The sequence below is a fragment of the Mediterraneibacter massiliensis genome (assembly GCF_001487105.1).
Taxonomy (GTDB): domain Bacteria; phylum Bacillota; class Clostridia; order Lachnospirales; family Lachnospiraceae; genus Mediterraneibacter; species Mediterraneibacter massiliensis.
The window spans coordinates 163,691-179,802 of record NZ_LN913000.1 but is presented as its reverse complement, the minus strand read 5'-3'; the positions used below and the strand labels follow the sequence as shown (position 1 = coordinate 179,802).

14 protein-coding genes are annotated in these 16,112 nt (G+C 43.9%); 7 read left to right on the top strand and 7 right to left on the bottom strand.

Annotation, left to right across the window (positions count from 1 at the left end; genetic code table 11):
* Nucleotides 1–144: 144 nt before the first annotated feature.
* Genes BN3282_RS01640 through BN3282_RS01625 form a run of 4 tightly spaced genes read right to left on the bottom strand, consistent with a single transcriptional unit; the run spans nt 145 to nt 5,200 of the window.
* The gene (locus tag BN3282_RS01640) at nt 145–1,212 is read right to left on the bottom strand and encodes a pyridoxal phosphate-dependent aminotransferase (protein WP_059066411.1); all 1,068 of its coding nucleotides are present in this window, start codon (nt 1,210–1,212) and stop codon (nt 145–147) included.
* Between the two features lie 57 nt (nt 1,213–1,269).
* On the bottom strand, nt 1,270–2,697 hold the full coding sequence (gene nhaC, locus BN3282_RS01635) for a Na+/H+ antiporter NhaC (protein WP_059066410.1): 1,428 nt from the start codon (nt 2,695–2,697) through the stop codon (nt 1,270–1,272).
* A 41-nt stretch (nt 2,698–2,738) separates the two neighbouring features.
* Nucleotides 2,739–4,274 (bottom strand): acyl-CoA carboxylase subunit beta, encoded by a 1,536-nt coding sequence (locus BN3282_RS01630; RefSeq protein ID WP_059066409.1) that lies wholly within the window; start codon nt 4,272–4,274, stop codon nt 2,739–2,741.
* Nucleotides 4,275–4,312: 38 nt separating this feature from the next.
* Entirely contained in the window at nt 4,313–5,200 is an 888-nt protein-coding gene (locus tag BN3282_RS01625) for a DUF6282 family protein (RefSeq protein ID WP_059066408.1), read from the bottom strand.
* Between the two features lie 281 nt (nt 5,201–5,481).
* Here BN3282_RS01625 and BN3282_RS01620 point away from each other — a divergent pair, with 281 nt between their 5' ends.
* The 5 genes from BN3282_RS01620 (at nt 5,482) to BN3282_RS01600 (ending at nt 11,196) form a co-directional block, all read left to right on the top strand.
* Nucleotides 5,482–6,666, top strand: a complete 1,185-nt coding sequence (locus BN3282_RS01620; RefSeq protein WP_059066407.1) for a pyridoxal phosphate-dependent aminotransferase — start codon at nt 5,482–5,484, stop codon at nt 6,664–6,666.
* 23 nt (nt 6,667–6,689) lie between these two features.
* Complete coding sequence (locus BN3282_RS01615; RefSeq protein WP_059066406.1) at nt 6,690–7,736, top strand: fumarylacetoacetate hydrolase family protein; 1,047 nt, start codon at nt 6,690–6,692, stop codon at nt 7,734–7,736.
* Between the two features lie 129 nt (nt 7,737–7,865).
* Nucleotides 7,866–8,867 carry a hydroxyacid dehydrogenase gene (locus BN3282_RS01610; protein ID WP_059066405.1) on the top strand — a complete coding sequence of 334 codons (1,002 nt, stop codon included), beginning with the start codon at nt 7,866–7,868 and terminating at the stop codon, nt 8,865–8,867.
* Between the two features lie 80 nt (nt 8,868–8,947).
* Entirely contained in the window at nt 8,948–10,222 is a 1,275-nt protein-coding gene (locus tag BN3282_RS01605) for a Glu/Leu/Phe/Val family dehydrogenase (RefSeq protein WP_059066404.1), read from the top strand.
* A 134-nt stretch (nt 10,223–10,356) separates the two neighbouring features.
* A complete protein-coding gene (locus BN3282_RS01600) occupies nt 10,357–11,196 on the top strand; it encodes a FadR/GntR family transcriptional regulator (protein WP_059066403.1) in 840 nt (279 codons plus the stop codon).
* A 39-nt stretch (nt 11,197–11,235) separates the two neighbouring features.
* Here BN3282_RS01600 and BN3282_RS15375 read toward each other — a convergent pair whose 3' ends face one another.
* Nucleotides 11,236–11,370 carry a hypothetical protein gene (locus BN3282_RS15375; RefSeq protein WP_278308704.1) on the bottom strand — a complete coding sequence of 45 codons (135 nt, stop codon included), beginning with the start codon at nt 11,368–11,370 and terminating at the stop codon, nt 11,236–11,238.
* Nucleotides 11,371–11,429: 59 nt separating this feature from the next.
* Here BN3282_RS15375 and BN3282_RS01595 point away from each other — a divergent pair, with 59 nt between their 5' ends.
* Entirely contained in the window at nt 11,430–12,629 is a 1,200-nt protein-coding gene (locus tag BN3282_RS01595; protein WP_059066402.1) for a homocitrate synthase/isopropylmalate synthase family protein, read from the top strand.
* A gap of 204 nt (nt 12,630–12,833) precedes the next feature.
* Nucleotides 12,834–13,724, top strand: a complete 891-nt coding sequence (locus BN3282_RS01590) for a fructose bisphosphate aldolase (RefSeq protein ID WP_059066401.1) — start codon at nt 12,834–12,836, stop codon at nt 13,722–13,724.
* Nucleotides 13,725–13,834: 110 nt separating this feature from the next.
* Here the strand turns inward: BN3282_RS01590 and BN3282_RS01585 are convergent, their stop codons facing one another.
* Entirely contained in the window at nt 13,835–15,088 is a 1,254-nt protein-coding gene (locus BN3282_RS01585) for an LlaJI family restriction endonuclease (protein ID WP_059066400.1), read from the bottom strand.
* A 16-nt stretch (nt 15,089–15,104) separates the two neighbouring features.
* A complete protein-coding gene (locus BN3282_RS01580) occupies nt 15,105–16,100 on the bottom strand; it encodes an AAA family ATPase (RefSeq protein ID WP_059066399.1) in 996 nt (331 codons plus the stop codon).
* Nucleotides 16,101–16,112: the final 12 nt, after the last annotated feature.

The window sequence follows — 16,112 nt, the reverse complement described above, 5'->3', positions numbered from 1 at the left end:
AAAGAACTTTTTCTCCTGTATGAAATATCAAAATCTTCTGTATAAAGAAAAAGAATCCCCGGAATCTCTCCGGGGTATTTGTTCTATATGTAATATAGCAAATATAATTATTGTTGTCAACAGTATTTCTTTACAAACAAGTACTTATTTCATCTGATCGATCTTTCGCAAAATCTTCAGCACCTCGTCTAAATCTCCTCTTGTCGGGATGCGCATGCGTACTGCATTGGCTCCCAGGCAGTAAAAATTCTGTCCCGACACCGTACCGAGTCCTTTCTCCGCCAAAGCCTCTGCCAATTCGAAATCCGGATCCACATGACTGAAAAGCAAAATAGGGACATGCAGATCTGTACATGCAATTTTCAGATGAGTAAAAGAAGTATACAGGATAGGAAGTTTTATGCTGCGTACCGTCTTGCGCAGATTAAGAAGGAAGTTTTTTTCCTTAAGCACTCGCACGCCCATCCGCCGGGCAAGTATATTTCCATCATACGGCGTAGTCAATTTTTTCATCTCCCGTATAATCTCAGGATTTGATACCAGGTATCCAAGTCTGAGTCCCGCAAGACCAAAACCTTTGGAAAATGTGCGGAGCACAATGATATTATCATATTCCTTTATAAGCGTGACAGCAGAATTTTCTACAGGCATATACTCCCCATATGCTTCATCTACAAGTACACATATATGATCTTTTGCCGCTTCTTTCACGATATATTCGATTTGTTCCAGCGCAATACATTGTCCTGTAGGATTATTTGGATTGTCTATGTATATAACCGTGTCCGTACTCTTCATCTGCTCCAGCAGGCGAGCTGCTTCAAACCGGTAGTTTTCACCCGTGGAACAAGCCCGGTAGGCGCCGCCGCAAAATACAACGTCCGAACCATAAGAAGAATACTGCGGCGCATATCCCAATACATCTGTCCCTTTCTCGATCAATAGTTTATTGACAAGATACAAAAGCTGCTGGGAGCCATTTCCCAGCAAAAGCATATCTTTCCTTATTTCCGCCGCTTGTTTCCAGTACAAAACCAATTCATCCAGCAGTGTATTATCCTGGGGATATTCTGCCAGATCTGCTTTTGAACAACACTCCGGCAGCAAAAGATCGTTGATCCCATCGGAACAATCGATGCGTATATGAAGCTTATTTTCCCGTGCATATGTCATTTTCTGATTGGCTATTACAGATGGTTTTATCTTGATCATTCTTTTCTCCCAAAAGGCAGCCCTGCTAAAAGCAATGGGCCGCCCCACAATCTATCGTTATGCTGTTTCTGCCTCTGCGGCCGGTTCTTTACGCCATATGAACCACCCTGTACATGCATAGAGGATTGCAAACAATGGTACGATAAAGCTTAAAAATGCATACGGTATATACGCAATTCCTATTCCTAATACGGAATACATATATGCGCAGGATGTTCCCCATGGAACTAACGGCGCGCCGATCGTACACGTATCTTCCAATGTCCTGGATAATACCCGGGACTGTATACCCATTTTATCATATGCCGGCCGGAATGTACGTCCTCCGAGAATGATCGGCATTACCTGATGCCCGGAGATAAATAACAGAGAATAACAGTATACCATTGTGGAAAGGATCAGACCGCGCGGTTTGTGCACTGCCTTGAGCAATACATCTTTTACCAGACATTCGATAACACCGCTCTTCTCCAATACTGCTCCCATCGTTGCGGAAAGAATGATGATCGCAACTGTACCATACATAGAGATCATACCGCCGCGGGATAAGATCTTATCAACCATCTCCACACCAGTTTCAGAGACAAAACCATTCATTGCAGCTCCTAATACTTCCGACAAGCTTGCCTTCTGCAACACACACGCAAATACGCCGCTAACTGCGGTACAGCCCAACATCGCAGGAACTGCCGGCATTTTCATAGCTGATGTGATCAAGACCAAAAGCGCCGGAATCAATGCCAGAATGCTGATATTAAAATTAGAATCCAACGTCGTCATGATCGTCTGCACACTGCTTAAATCTGCATTTGCAGACGCACTCTTCAAGCCCAGAACAGTATATAAGATCAGACACACGATAGTAGCCGGCACTGTCGTATACATCATAGAACCGATATGGTCATACAGACGAGTTCCGGACATGTCTGCAGCCACATTCGTAGTATCGGATAAAGGGGACAATTTATCGCCGAAAAAGGCGCCTGAACAAACAGCCCCCGCCATCAAAGGCGCTGAAATGTCCATACTGATCCCCACACCAAACAGAGCAAGTCCCATTGTTGCGATAGAACCGAAGGAACTCCCCGTAAACAAGGATGTGATCGCACACAATACAAATGTCAGCGGTGTGATCACTGCCGGAGAACAAAGTTTCAGCCCATAGTAAAGCAGCGTCGGCACGGTTCCGCCTATGATCCAGATCCCTACCATCATACCTACACTGATCAAAATCAGCAAAGTCGTCGCCGAATCACCAACAACACGCTTAATCGTATTTTGTATATCCTCCCACCTATTCCCCATCAATAAAGCAAATACAATAGCAATACATCCGCCCATGGCAAGCCCCATCTGGATTCCTACTCCGCCTCTGATCGCTGCCACAACAGCGGCAATGACACAGACAAGCGCTAGAAGTGCCTGCCAGACCTTAGGTTCTCTTCGTATTCTCCTTTTTCTTTCCGTCATTTTTTCGTTTTTCATCTCACAATTCCTCTCTTTACATAATTCCCCACATTTCTCATCTACAACGGGATATTTCCATGCTTTTTTTGTATTCTTTGTTCCATTTTATGTGCCAATGCGTGAAAGGCCGCCCCCACTCGCTCTCTTGTCTGCGATGGAACAATAATATCTTGCACATATCCCGATTCCGCCGCCAAATATGGATTCATCATAACTTCTTCATATTGGCGGATACAGGTCTTACGTTTTTCTTCCGGATCTTCTGCCTGTCTGATTTCTTTTGCAAATATAATGTTGGCAGCTCCTTCCGCCCCCATAACAGCTATTTCAGCACTGGGCCAGGCAAATACATAATCTGCGCCCAGATGCTTCGAACACATACCAATATAGGCTCCTCCATAGGCTTTTCTCGTAATCACCGTAACTTTAGGCACGCTGGCTTCTGCATAGGCATATAAAAGTTTTGCCCCATGCCGGATGATCCCTCCATATTCCTGGCTTTTTCCCGGCAGATATCCCGGTACGTCTTCCAGTGTCAGAAGGGGAATCTCAAACGCATCGCAAGTCCGGATAAACCTGGCCGCTTTATCCGAAGCATTGATATCCAAACACCCTGCCAGCACCATAGGTTCATTTGCGATCACTCCTGTACATCTTCCATTGAGACGAATAAAACCCGTTCTTATATTCGGAGCAAACTCTGCCTGATACTCGAAAAATTCTCCCCGATCCGCAATGCCGTCGATCACACTGCGCATACTGTACGGCTGTCTTGGATTCGCCGGCACAATATAGTCCATATTCTGATCGCGCCGCAGCCCTTGTATCTCCTCCTTTCCTTTCTGTTGTTCCGGTTCCGTAAGCAATACGAGCAATTTCCGTATACGGGCAAAGCATTCTTCCTCTGTACTGTCTCTAAAATGTGCGCATCCGCTTATCTCGCTATGTATTCTCGCACCCCCCAACTCCTGGGATGAAACCGTCTCGCCAGTCACCTCTTTTAGTACCCGTGGTCCTGTAATAAACATCTGACTTATATCATCCACCATAAAAACAAAATCCATCAATGCAGGCGAATAGACTGCTCCACCGGCGCAAGGACCTAAGATTGCACAAATCTGAGGAATGATACCTGAAGATCGGATATTATTTGTAAAAATCTTTCCATATCCTCCAAGGGCGTTTACACCTTCCTGGATCCTGGCGCCTCCCGAATCATTGATCGCCACGATCGGAGCTCTTGTCTTCAACGCCTCCTCTTGTACTGCGGCGATCTTGTTTGCATGCATCTCGCCAAGTGTACCGCCAAGCGCTGTAAAATCCTGAGAATATGCGTATACAAGGTGGCCTTCAACATATCCATATCCTGTCACGACTCCATCCGCCGGTATAACTTTCTCAGCCATTCCAAAGGCAGAAGCATGATGTTTCACAAACAACCCGGTTTCCACAAAAGTCCCCGGATCAAACAGCAGTTCCAATCTCTCTCTGGCCGTATGTTTTCCCATGCTATGTTGTTTCTCGATCGCCTTGATTCCGCCGCCCTTGCGAAACATTTCTTTCTTTTCCAGAAGTTCTCTTTGTTCCTTCGTCATATGCTATTCCTCAAATCTCTTACTTTTTATACAACTTTCTATACATCAAGAAGCTCTCCCGGATTTTGGGAAGTAATCTTGCGGATCTCTGCTTCCGTCAGTCCCATTTCCAACATATCTGTGATAAAGTTTCTCATACCTTGTACCGGGTGCGGACGACCCACCTGCCCCAGATCAGAAGCTACCACACAGTATTCCACGCCATGGGCACGGATCATTTCATAGATTTTCTCATGGGAAGACTTATTGGAATATACCAAGGCCAACACATGTTCTACGTAGACGCCCTGATCTGTCAGTTCTTTCATCTGTTCAGCGGTCGCTTTCAAAAGATGTTCCGGATGATCCACAACGATCTTCTCTACTCCTGCCTCTTTCGCCGCTTTGATTACCGCATATGTCTCCGGCCAGGAAAGATGTCCGGTTCCAAGCACTGCATTTTTCTGTGCGATCAATTCACAGATTTCATGGATTTCGTCTATCAATCCCCCATCCTCTTTTAATATAGACAGCGGAGGATCCTGAGAAAGCGCAAATTTTGTCTTTGGCATTGCTGCCTGCGCCTTAGCAGACATCTTTGCATGCCCTTCTTTATGAAATTTAGCGGAAAGTGTCGGCATCCATATCACTTTTGCGCCACAGCCAAGCGCTGCTTCTACGACACGGGGATTCACGCCTCCAGCCGCATTATTAAGAGCTACACTTCCAAATATACGAAAGGGTGCATCTCCTACAATATATTTCTGAATGATATTTGCCGTATCCGCCGACGGTATATGCTGATCCTTAATAACGATCGCTTTTTGTCCAGCCTCCATCGCTTCCTGTGCCGCTTCTACATGATCAAGCGAACGACTGACTAATCCAGGACCACTGTGGATATGCATATCCACTGATCCCTTCAATAATGAATCTACCTGATTCATATTCTTACCTCCTTTTATATTTACGATTTTTAAGTATTATCATAATATTATAATACCTTTGTATTTATTATGCATATCAATTAAAAATCTGTCAACTGTCATATATTACTAGTTTTTCCCTCCTTTTTTTGTACAAATTATTCTACTTAAACGTATTGACAGAATACCTTTCAAAAGGTATTATCATATTATGTTAGACGCGATGTTGTGAAAGACGGTTCACGATATATCTGTCTTCCGTCGTATCTGCAAAACTAAATATAAAAGAAAGGATGAATGGCATGAAAGATTATGAACCGAAAAAGATGAAGGCAATCACCTTCACCGGAATCCGACGTGTTCTTGAAAGGGCCAGACAATTAGAAGAAGATGGCCAATCAGTAATCCATTTTGAAATCGGACAGCCAGACTTCGTCACGCCTAAGTATATCCGTGAAGCAGCATGCGCTTCTCTTCAGGCTGGTAATACACGCTATACTTCTAATTACGGAACCATGGCGCTGCGCAAAGCCATCGCAGAAAAATTAGAAAAGGAAAATCATATTCACGCAGATCCGGGCAGTGAGATCATGGTCACTGTAGGCGGTGAAGAGGCCATGGCTGCAGCTGTCCTCGCACTGGTAGATGCAGGAGATGAAGTCATTCTCTCGGATCCAGGATATTCCCCTTACGACAGTATCGTAAAAATTGCAAACGCAGTTCCTGTTTATATCCCTTTACGCGAAGAGGATAACTGGAATTTTGATCTGCAGGCTCTAAGACAGAGCATTACCCCCAAGACAAAACTACTCATGCTTTGTACCCCTTCCAATCCGACGGGTACGATCATGGATAAAAAAAGCCTGGAAGAACTCAGTCAAATCTGTATCGACCACGACATTCTTGTGATTGCAGACGAAGCATACGAGCGTATTTTGTATGAAGATCATGTGCATACATCTATCGCCAGTCTACCGGGCATGTGGGAAAGAACGATTACGATCCAATCCTTTTCCAAAAGCCATTCTATGTGCGGTTTCCGCATAGGCTATATTGCTGCCTGCAAAAAACTGATGTCAATCTTGATCCGGGTACATCAAAAACTCGTACTGTGCGCGACCGCGTCCTCACAGGATGCCGCGTTGGCCGCTCTCACTCAGGAATCAGATGAGATTGCGTATATGCTGGAACAATTCGATAAAAGAAGAAAGTTGATATACGGCACCTTACAAGAACTGCAACTTACCTGCGCATATCCACAGGCCGCATTTTATGTTTTCCCCAATGTTTCTTCTTTGGGCATGGATGGGGATACTTTTTGCCAGCGTTTTCTTGAAGAATATGGAGTAGCCTGTGTCCCCGGCAGTGATTTCGGACCAGATTCTAAAAATAACCTCCGCCTCTCCTATGCAACATCTTACGAGGACTGTGTCGAGGGTATGGAACGTTTAAGAAAATTTGTAGCGGACATCCGCGCAAAACAATAAAAAAATAAAAGGAGAATACAATTATGAAACTTTGTACTTTTAAAACAGGTCGTGAACAACGTGTAGGTGTCCTTATGGACAACGGGAAGATTCTGGATGTCAATTACGGATATGCAGCTGCTCTGAAGGCAGCCGGGAAGGCAAAACCGCAAGAGCGCGCAGATGTCATGACTCCTCCCTGCATGATCGGAATCATTGAAAGCGGAGAAGAAGGAAAAGAATGTATCCGTGAAGCTATGGCCTATGCATCACAAAATCCAGATGCAGCCGGACCGGAAGGAGAAACATTGATTTACGCACCGGAAGAGATTACGTATATGGCGCCGATTCCTGCCCCGTCCAAAATTTTCTCCATCGCTATCAACAATCGGCAGAAATACGAGATAGCGGATCTGCCGGACGGGCCAAAACATCCGTATTACTTTATTAAAGTTCCGACCTGTGTAGTAGGTCCTTATGATACACTTGAAATTCCAAAAGAAATCGGCAATGTAGGTTCTGAATCCGAGATGGCGTTTGTCATTGCGAAAAAGGGACGTTTCATTGATGAAAAAGATGCTGAAAGTTATGTATACGGCTACACGGTACACAATGATCTGACTGCTCACTGGCTCCGTGACAACAGGGAATGGATTGTTTCCAAACGTTCTGCGGAAGAAGGAGGAGACAAGAGGCTTACCTATGCCGGCAGATATAAATGCTACGACTCCTTTGCACCTATGGGACCATATCTTGTGACCGCTGACGAGATCGAAGATGTAAATAATCTGGATATCGACGCGTGGCTTGACGGAGAACATATCCAGACAGGAAATACCCGCGATATGTTCTTCAAGATTCCTTACCTGATCAGCTATCTTTCCGGCGCGCACACACTTTGTGCAGGAGACATTGTTTCCTGGGGCACTGTGCAGGGCGGCGATGAAAAACATGCTGAAAAACGCAAAGACATCAAAGTGAAATTCCAGCATGTAGATCTGGGAAAAGGAAAAGTCCTCACAACAGAAGTGGAAGGCATTGGCAAGATCGCCAATCCAATCAAAGTGATTTCTGATAATATGATAAAATAAAACAGCAAACGGAACGGGATATACACAGCATATCCCGCTCCGTCCTTTTGGACATTTTATTGACTTTATAGCACAGACGTCGATCTTCTATCCTATAAATAGTATTATTTACCGAACAGGAGGTATCCTATGAAACTTAAGAAAAAAGTCCTCATCACACAATTTATCCATCCAGACGGCATGAAAATACTGGAAGACGCAGTAGAACAAGTCGTTCTTGCACCGGATCCAAGACCCGAGACACTTCTTTCCATGATGGACGACTCCATTGACGGCATTATCGTGCGTCATAATCGTCTGACAGCCGAGATGATTGAGAAGTGTACGAATCTTCAAGTCATTGCCCGGCATGGGATCGGCACTGAACTTATCGATCTTGAAGCAGCGACCAGACAGGGTGTTCTCGTAACAAATACGCCTCATGCAGCCACGGTTTCCGTTGCAGAACACACGATGATGTACATTCTCATGCTGGGGCGCAAGATTATGACCGCAGACAAAGAACAAAAAAAGGGAAATTTTGCGATCAAAGTCACCTATAAACCAGATGATATAGAAGGCAAAACTGTTGGCATCATCGGCCTGGGACATATCGGCAGTATCGTTGCCAAATACTGTAATGCTTTTGACATGCGTGTGATTGCATATGATCCTCGTTTAAGAGAAGAAGACGGACAAAAATATGGAGCAAAAATGATGCCCAATATGAACAGTGTCCTGCAAGAGGCCGATTTTGTAACGCTGCATACCCCGCAATCAGAAGAAACCATTCATATGATGAGCAGAGAGCAGTTTGCCCTGATGAAACCCGACGCTTACTTTATCAACTGCTCACGTGGACCTATCGTAGATGAAAAAGCATTGATCGAAGCATTGGAACAGAAAAAGATCGCCGGTGCTGCTCTGGATGTTTTTGAAGAAGAACCGACAGACAAAGATGGAAAGCTTCTAGATACTTACCAGAAATTATTTTCTCTGGAAAATCTGATCGTCAGCCCTCATTCTTCTGCTCTCACTGTCAGCGGCTCTAGAAAAATGGCCGTACAGTCGGCAGAACAGATGGTAAAAGTACTAAAAGGCGAGCAAGCAGACTGGATCGTAAATACAGAAGTACTGGATAAACTCTCTTAGCAAAAACACTTTGGTGAATGACGCACACCTTGTGATCACACTTGTGCCTTAAGCGTCAGAGGTGCAGAACGGAGATAAAAATGGGTACAACATCTAACAACAAATACAATCCCTACGATAATGTCATTGCAACTGTAAAACATGCCGCCTCCCTCCTGGGATATGAGGCCAGTGACTATGAAGCTATCCTGCATCCGGAACGGGAATTAAAAGTGTCAGTCCCCGTACGTATGGATGACGGAAGCGTTCGTGTCTTTGAAGGATACCGTGTACAACATTCCACTTCCCGCGGACCTGCCAAAGGTGGTATCCGGTATCATCCAAATGTAGACAGCAATGAGGTAAAAGCACTGGCTGCATGGATGACTTTCAAATGTGCAGTGGTAAACATCCCCTATGGCGGCGGAAAGGGCGGCGTCATCTGTGATCCTTCCAAATTATCCGATGGAGAACTTAGACGTCTTACCCGGCGTTTTACAGCCATGATTGCTCCTATTATAGGGCCAGAGCAGGATATACCCGCCCCCGATGTAGGCACAAACGCCAATGTTATGGGCTGGATCATGGACACTTACAGCATGTTAAAGGGGCATTGTGTGCCCGGTGTCGTTACAGGGAAACCACTGGAATTAGGCGGAGCTCTGGGAAGAAGTGAGGCAACCGGACGAGGAGTTATGATCACTTCACTCAATATCCTGCGCGCTTTGCAGATCTCTGTAGAAGGAACTACCGCAGTCGTACAGGGTATGGGAAATGTGGGAAGTATCTCTGCACAGCTTCTTCATATGGCAGGAATGAAAGTCATCGGAGTAAGCGACGTCTCCTGCGGACTCTACTGCGCGGACGGTCTGGATATCCCGGACATCATCGCCTATTTGTCCGCAAAAAGGGGGAATCTTTTAAAAGATTACCAGAAAAATAATGTGAAACACATTACCAATGAAGAGCTTCTGGAACTGGATACCACACTGCTTGTTCCTGCCGCATTAGAAAACCAGATCCATGCCGGCAATGCAGATAAAATCCGTGCAAAAGTGATCGTAGAAGGCGCCAACGGACCTACTTCTATGGAAGCAGATGAAATCTTGCAGAAAAAAGGAGTCGTTCTGGTTCCTGATATTCTTGCCAACGCAGGAGGCGTCATCGTTTCCTACTTTGAATGGGTACAGAATATCCAATCTGTAAGTTGGAGCAAAGAGCATGTAAACGACCAGTTAAAAGAGATCTTAGATCAGGCTTTCCAGTCTGTCTGGGATATTTCCCAGAAAAAAGAGGTCACTTTACGTACCGGAGCCTACCTGATCGCTGTAAAACGTGTCATCGATGCAAAAAATATGCGTGGGATCTGGCCATAATCTACAGCCCTCATTCCAAATTCATTTGACAGGCATGTGTCAGGTAATTCCTGATTTTATTGCTTTTCAAAGGGTTGTATGATAATATTGTATGTATGGAAATATATTGAAAAGAAAGTAATGGTGAGATACTCGTGCCAAAAAATAATTCATTACAAGTCAAGCGTGTTACTTTGGTAGACGCTGTCGTAGAACAGATGGTAGAAGCAATTAAAAGCGGACGTTTTAAAGAGGGAAATAAAATTCCTTCCGAAAAAATGTTGACACAGGAATTCGGTGTTAGCAGGACGACGCTTCGCGAAGCATTCAAAAAATTAGAATATTTTGGAATACTCTCTATCAGACAGGGAAACGGAACGTATGTAGTCGATGCAGATTCTGCTATGTCTCTCTTGACTTCTGAGGAAAAATCAACGGAAACACAGTCTCTGACTTCTGCAGAAGAAGATTCTCTTCTTCCGCTTTTAGCAGATGACAACTCCAGCGTAAAGGAAGCCATTCGTTCTATGTTTACGATTGGGAATTATCAGCTTTCTCATTATATTGAAGCCCGGCACTGCATCGAAAAAGAAGCATTTAAACTGGCTACAGAACGTTTAGATGAAAGAGCGCTTATTTCTATCGAGCAGACTTTAAAAAAACAGGAGTACTGTGAATCTCCGGAAGAATATGCCAAATTGGATTATGATTTTCATTCACAATTGATCATGCTCTCAAAAAACGAATTTCTATTTCAATTTTGGAGCGCCCTGAGTCCATTTGTAAAAGAACAGCTTCAACGTTCCAGTGCTGTAGAAGGTGTGATCAAACATTCCTATTCTTACCACAGAAAAATTTTAAATGCGCTAAAAGACAGAAATTACAAAAAGGCTTATAGTCTGAATACCGATCATCTTCGTATCTTGCAAGGCCGGATGTTGACAGAGGCTTCTAAACAGACTCGTATCTCGCAGGAAAATTTTGATCATTTATAAATATTTTTACAAATATGATACGCTATTATCTCTTTATTTTTACCGGCAGGTGTTCCCTGCCGGTAATTTCATCTTCTTCTCTCCTATTCCTTTGATATCTCCCCATTTTCTTATATGGTATTTTATATTTTCTCTTGACTTCTCATAGATATAGAGGTATGATGAAATCATCATAAAGGTATTATTATAATACCTTTAAATCTATCAACTATCTATATAAAGGAGGCACAACAATGTCGTATTTTAAAGAAAATGCATGGTGGGCCAGCCCATACAATGATTTAGAAGAAGTAAAATCATTGATGACAAAAGGTCAGAAAGTAGAGATTCACGATGCAACCCTCAGAGACGGCGAGCAGACACCGGGCGTAGTATTTACAAAAGAAGATAAAGTCCATATCGCAGAAATGTTAGACCAGATAGGCGTAGAGAGAATTGAAGCAGGTATGCCCGCAGTCTCCAAAATGGACCAGGATGCGATCAAAGAAATCTCAAAGAAAAATCTAAAAGCAGAAATTTATACATTTGCCCGTGCAACAAGGCAAGACATCGACATGGCTTTAGATTGCGGAGCCAACGGTGTTGTGATCGAAGTTCCGATCGGTTATCCAAAACTGAAATATCAGTTTAACTGGACATGGGAAAAAGTATTTGAAAAAAGCGCAGACTGTATCAATTACGCAAAGAGCCAAGGATTAAAAGCTGTTTACTTTCCTTATGACACGACACGTTCCCGCGTAGAAGACTTAGAGAATCTGATGGCAGCGATCATGAGAGATGCCGCTCCAACTTCTGTCGGCGTAGTTGATACAATGGGATGTGCTATGCCGCAGACAATCGAGTACCTCGTGAAAAAAATGAAAAAAATGACCAATGGACTTCCCGTAGAAGTACATACGCACAATGACTTTGGTATGGCAGTTGCAACTGAATTGGCCGCTATAGCCGCAGGAGCCAGCTGCGTACATTCCTGTATCAACGGTTTAGGAGAACGTACCGGCAATGCATCTCTTGAAGAATTAATGATGTGCATGAAGATCATGATGGATATGCCAAACGATTATAAAATTGAAATGCTCCCACAAATGTGCAAAGAAGTGGAAAAGATTGCCGGCGTCACACTTGCAAACAATAAACCGGTGGCCGGACTCCGTAATTATACCCGCGAATCCGGAATCGGTATCGATCTTGTCGTAAAACAGCCCCTTGCCATGTATGCCACAGATCCTAGATATTTTGGCCGCGAAGGCGACATTGTACTAGGCAAGAAAAGCGGAAAAGCCTCTATCGAATATTTTCTGGATAAATTAAACCTTTCTGCGAATCCGGAACAGATTACTTCCATCCTGGCAAAGGTAAAAGAAAAAGGCATTGAGAAAAAAGGACTTCTAACCGAAGAAGAGTTCTTAGATATCTATCACGCAGAAATATAAAGTATACCGTATTATGCACCGCGCATCGCCTGAAAGGCATGTATCGCAGGATACCCAAATGGATATGCCCTTACCCCTGTATCTGTCCCCACTGACAGTACAGGGGTAAATTAACTTTCCTCTTCTGTCTATATAAAATAAATCAAAAATGTGTATAATAGATTATAGGAACCTATTTCAATCTTTTAAAAAGGAGGTAATTTTATGAACACACAGCAATTGGAACGTATGCAAAATGATACTGGTTTTATTGCCGCACTCGACCAAAGCGGAGGAAGCACTCCAAAAGCGCTGCGCGCCTATGGAGTAGACGATACCGCTTACTCTTCCGATACGGAAATGTTCGATCTGATCCACCAGATGAGAAGCCGTGTTGTCACAAGTCCTTCTTTTACTTCTACACACATACTTGGAGCTATTTTATTTGAAATGACGATGAACAGGAAAGTAGAAGAAATGTATACCGCAGATTATCTCTGGGAAAAGAAAAGGATCGTCCCATTTTTAAAAGTAGATAAAGGACTTGCCGAATTAAAAGATGGTGTACAGCTTATGAAACCGATGCCTCAGTTGGACAACTTATTACAAACTGCAAAAGAGCGTCATATTTTCGGCACCAAAATGCGTTCCGTCATCAAGGAAGCAAACGAAAAAGGAATCAGCGCCATTGTCAGACAGCAATTCGAGATCGGTCTTCATATCTTTCAGGCCGGTTTTGTTCCTATCCTGGAGCCGGAAGTAGATATACACTGCCCCGACAAGGAGATCTGCGAGAAGCTCCTTATTAAAGAGATCAAAAAACATCTCGCTGTACTAGAAGATCCTGTCCGCCTGATGTTTAAGCTGACGCTTCCTACCAACGCTGGAGCCTACTCCGAAATCATGGAAGATGTGCATGTCATCCGTGTAGTTGCCCTGTCCGGCGGATATACACGCCAGGAGGCAAACTCGCTTTTGGCACAAAATCCCGGACTGATCGCCAGTTTTTCCAGGGCGCTGCTCTCTGATCTATCTGTCAAACAAACACAGGAAGAATTCGATCAGGCGCTGAAAAATTCCATTCAAGAAATATATGACGCCTCCATAAAAGGCTGATGGAAAAATAAAAGAGTCACGCTTCCACGTCTGATACATATTTGATACTCTCCCTCTTAAGGAAAAAATAAAAACTTATTCGCTTAAGAGGGAGCATTTTCTGGCAAAACTCACTCCTGAAGATACGCTGCCATCACTTCACTGATATCCAGATATTCTTCTGTAATGAGCAATTCATCTGCCCCTCCATACGGCGCGGCTAACTGAAAGTGTATTTTCGTATCTCTGCGCTCTGCCGGCAAGATCAAAGCAGAATAGGTATCTCGGAATTTAGAGTGCCCTGTCTTTGGATCCAGCCGCCCTCTCAGCATATACACATAAGCGATCTGTTTATAATCCATCCCACGTACATAAGTATAATATTTGGCGTCGAATATAAGCTGGATATCTCCATCCTCTGCATAGTGATCCGGCTCGATATACTGCGCCGGTTTCGCTTGATTTGGATAAAACTTCCGCTTGGAGAATGACAAATGTTTGCCGGACATCTTGTCAAATACGATCGCTCGCGCCGCATCCATCCCTTTATAATATTTACACAGATAAGCAGTCACCATATCTTCCCATATAGCAGAAAATGCGTAATGCTTCAAGTAATAGCTGCCGCCTACATGTATGCCGGAGAAAAACGCGGTCAGATGATCGATCAACCGCTGCTCATTATCCTTGAATGTCTGTTGGCGCAGCTGCTGTAAAACAGTTACAACATACTCCCTGTTTTCCAAAAACGGTGTCTGCGGGAACTCTTCTCCTGTAGGAGCTGCGTCTATAAATATACCAAACTTCTGAATCGTATAGTCAATAGCGAATATCATACACTCCGTCACAAAATTCGAAAAATGATAATTTTTACGGTAATACAAGGGGAAAAGTATCATATTCCCCCCTGCCATATATTTCTCGCTCCTGCTGATCGTTTCTTTCCAACTGATACGGCCGCCTGTATTCGGTCTGATAAAAGTTTCATCCCGAAAATATAATCCATATGCGGCAAAATACTCATAGATCCCAAAGAAAGCCGCAAACGGGAAATTAGAACGATATATATCCCGGCTGTCCGCGCCTATGTATAGTTCCGGTTTCTTCTGCATATGTTCGGCAATACACGCAAAAACTCTGCGGGCATCCGTCTCTTCCTTTGTCACACGATAATGCTTCGGAAAAACAACAAGCAATTCGTCCTTCACATTCGATACAAAACCGACGAAATCAAAAATTCTTTCTGTTTTATCTGTTTTTTCCCCGGTCACCCGATCACAAACATAGACTTCCTTACTGTCTCTTTTTTCATCTATCTGAAATCCATGCATACTGATCGCCTTTGTATCACATGACTCGCCGTCATGCGCACACACTGTTATCATAGTGCACCTCCCCGGATCAGTAAGGATAAGAAGAAAGTCCCGGACTTAGAAAATGTTCAATAAACGCATCACTGAATACTTTATCTGTCCCGAATTTCTTATACAGATCGTCATAGCTGTTTATCTCTTTGTCAAACAGACTCGTTTCTGCTCCCATGACGGCGATCCCCTGTACGTCCTGCCACAGATAAAGCAGCAGTTTGTTCTTTATCATTTTATTTATTTTTTCATTTGCAGCGTCCGCCGCAGACACGATCGTGGAATGAGAATCCAGAACAACCTGCTCTGCAAAGTCAAGAAAGAACTGCCCTACCTGCTTGTCTTCTCTCTTTCCCATGCCTTTCTCTTTATCTGTGATAAATGCATTCAACGCCATATAAAACGACTGCCAGGTCGTCTCCAGATCATGTGCCCTGTTCTTGTCAACGGCAATCTTTACTTTTGGATTATTCAAATGGGAATCTCTGGTTCCGGTCGCCTTGTCGATCACAGGCTCTGTGGAAACATACTCCCAGTCAAATCTTCTCTTAAACGCCGTATCCATCGGATATACATTCTGGTCATTCATATTCACTGTACAGAGTATATTAAAATTAGACGGCAGTTTAATCTCATCTGTTGTAAGAGTAGGGATCTTATCCGCAATATTTTTATTCCGCACAGGATATCTGCTCTCGAAATGATCGTCCCGGTCCAGCAGCTGGAAAAGATCGCCGAAGATAGCGGCTACATTTCCCCTGGACAGTTCTTCCAGAATCAAAAATACATCCTTGCTGCTGTCCGCATAGGCTTCCATCAGAGCTCTTGTAAAGGGACCTTCCTGAAATACAAAGGACGCCGGCGCTCCCGGAGTCGTGTCCGGCAGCAGCTGTCCCACAAAATCCGTATACAAAAACTCCGGATGGATCGTCACTCTGAATTTCTTATCATCCCCATATCCGTCTAAATATTCCTTGAGTCTATAGCTTTTTCCTGTTCCCGGGGCTCCAAATAATATCAACTGTTCATGCATGATAACGACTCC

Excerpts from the sequence above, each read along its gene's own strand:
- BN3282_RS01640 (WP_059066411.1), bottom strand. The coding sequence starts at position 1,212 with ATGATCAAGATAAAACCATCTGTAATAGCCAATCAGAAAATGACATAT.
- nhaC (WP_059066410.1), bottom strand. The coding sequence starts at position 2,697 with ATGAAAAACGAAAAAATGACGGAAAGAAAAAGGAGAATACGAAGAGAA.
- BN3282_RS01630 (WP_059066409.1), bottom strand. The coding sequence starts at position 4,274 with ATGACGAAGGAACAAAGAGAACTTCTGGAAAAGAAAGAAATGTTTCGC.
- BN3282_RS01625 (WP_059066408.1), bottom strand. The coding sequence starts at position 5,200 with ATGAATCAGGTAGATTCATTATTGAAGGGATCAGTGGATATGCATATC.
- BN3282_RS01620 (WP_059066407.1), top strand. The coding sequence starts at position 5,482 with ATGAAAGATTATGAACCGAAAAAGATGAAGGCAATCACCTTCACCGGA.
- BN3282_RS01615 (WP_059066406.1), top strand. The coding sequence starts at position 6,690 with ATGAAACTTTGTACTTTTAAAACAGGTCGTGAACAACGTGTAGGTGTC.
- BN3282_RS01610 (WP_059066405.1), top strand. The coding sequence starts at position 7,866 with ATGAAACTTAAGAAAAAAGTCCTCATCACACAATTTATCCATCCAGAC.
- BN3282_RS01605 (WP_059066404.1), top strand. The coding sequence starts at position 8,948 with ATGGGTACAACATCTAACAACAAATACAATCCCTACGATAATGTCATT.
- BN3282_RS15375 (WP_278308704.1), bottom strand. The coding sequence starts at position 11,370 with ATGATGATTTCATCATACCTCTATATCTATGAGAAGTCAAGAGAAAAT.
- BN3282_RS01595 (WP_059066402.1), top strand. The coding sequence starts at position 11,430 with ATGTCGTATTTTAAAGAAAATGCATGGTGGGCCAGCCCATACAATGAT.
- BN3282_RS01590 (WP_059066401.1), top strand. The coding sequence starts at position 12,834 with ATGAACACACAGCAATTGGAACGTATGCAAAATGATACTGGTTTTATT.
- BN3282_RS01585 (WP_059066400.1), bottom strand. The coding sequence starts at position 15,088 with ATGATAACAGTGTGTGCGCATGACGGCGAGTCATGTGATACAAAGGCG.
- BN3282_RS01580 (WP_059066399.1), bottom strand. The coding sequence starts at position 16,100 with ATGCATGAACAGTTGATATTATTTGGAGCCCCGGGAACAGGAAAAAGC.